This window comes from Acidithiobacillus sp. HP-11 (genome assembly GCF_015100075.1).
Taxonomy (GTDB): Bacteria; Pseudomonadota; Gammaproteobacteria; order Acidithiobacillales; family Acidithiobacillaceae; genus Acidithiobacillus; species Acidithiobacillus thiooxidans.
Genome location: NZ_JACKYY010000109.1, coordinates 1 through 1,295, shown reverse-complemented (window position 1 = coordinate 1,295; position 1,295 = coordinate 1). Strand labels below are relative to the sequence as shown.

Sequence of the window (1,295 nt, the reverse complement as noted above, 5' to 3'; positions counted from 1 at the left end):
CGGCGGAACCAACCCCAACGCCAAGGTAAACAGCTTGTCTTCGTCCATCATTAACCTTCCCTAGATCAGCAATGCCCTAAGACTACCGTACCCTCGTATCCACTCCAAGTAGCGAGGAGCCAGTTGCTGGCAATGGCTGATCGCTATGAGCGCTTCGGGAAACGTTTGGAAATCGCTGCTTCTACTCAAGGATCTGTAGTTCGCAAAGCCTTTTTCTCTCTCGCCCAGCAAATTGAGGCATTTGTAGAAGAAACCCGAAAAGAGCTGCGCAATTGGGTGAATGAGTCTCTGGATTTGATGAATCGTCAATTAGAGCTTTTTGCTGCTCAGTCGAAAGAGAAAATGGCCGCACTGGAAGCTATTGTAGATTCATCTACCAATATCCAGCCACGTATTCAGTCTCTCAGTCAACAAAGACAAGGTAAGGAATCAAATCTCACAATGTTGAATGAAACTTATGCAGCATTGTGTGATTTGATGGATATAGTTCCGGATTTTGGTTTACGGAAAAACTCCAACGAAGAGTTTTCTATATAGGGGTCTCTGTTATAGATGGCCGGACAATGTTTATGCTGAAAACACTGCTACTCCTATTTTTATTAGTCGGATTGTTTCTAGCTTATCGTGCGCTGGTTAAAAATCGTAAGATGTTCCGGGAGATGAACGCCAAAGCTGATTTGCAGTCTGCCCTGTTGGAAGTGGATAGGCTTCTGGGTGATTCTTTGACCAAAGACATTTCGTCAACTATGCGACAGATGGCTGACATCCTTGCTAAACGTCTGGATGCTTCTCTGGTCTGGATTGGTGTGCAGAAAACAATAGATAACGCTGTAAGCGTCATGTCTTTGGCGGGATCACATAGAGAGGTCGCTGTTAGCTTGACGATTCCTCTTGATGCAGATGGTTCTGTACGGAAAACATTGGATAGCGGGTGCGTCCAGCGTCTGTCGCTTAAGGGAGATGCTTCCTATAAACATTGGCCAATTGCTGATGATGCCACCTTTCATGTGAGTCTGAGTGTGCCATACCGTAGTCTGGATGGTGAAAAGGGTGTTATTGTTTTCTTTCTGGCTCCTCGCTACTTGGAGTGGATACGAGGGTACGGTAGTCTTAGGGCATTGCTGATCTAGGGAAGGTTAATGATGGACGAAGACAAGCTGTTTACCTTGGCGTTGGGGTTGGTTCCGCCGTGGATGGTGGACGATGTGACTTTCAAGCTGGAGGAGAAGCGGTTGGACCTGCATATCAACTTTCCCAAGGGAAGTCGGCTTGCTTGCCCTGTCTGCGGTCAGGAC

The 1,295-nt window shown here is 46.9% G+C and carries 2 protein-coding genes and 1 pseudogene; all 3 read left to right on the top strand.

Going from position 1 to position 1,295, the window contains the following annotated elements; translation table 11 throughout:
• Window positions 1-132: 132 nt before the first annotated feature.
• Window positions 133-537, top strand: coding sequence for a hypothetical protein (locus tag H7F08_RS15275; RefSeq protein WP_193641002.1), 405 nt, complete (start codon window positions 133-135; stop codon window positions 535-537).
• A 32-nt stretch (window positions 538-569) separates the two neighbouring features.
• Window positions 570-1,130: a hypothetical protein gene (locus H7F08_RS15270; protein WP_193641001.1), complete on the top strand. Its 561-nt coding sequence runs from the start codon at window positions 570-572 to the stop codon at window positions 1,128-1,130.
• Between the two features lie 9 nt (window positions 1,131-1,139).
• A pseudogene (locus H7F08_RS15265) lies at window positions 1,140-1,295 on the top strand (ISL3 family transposase); the annotation flags it as partial.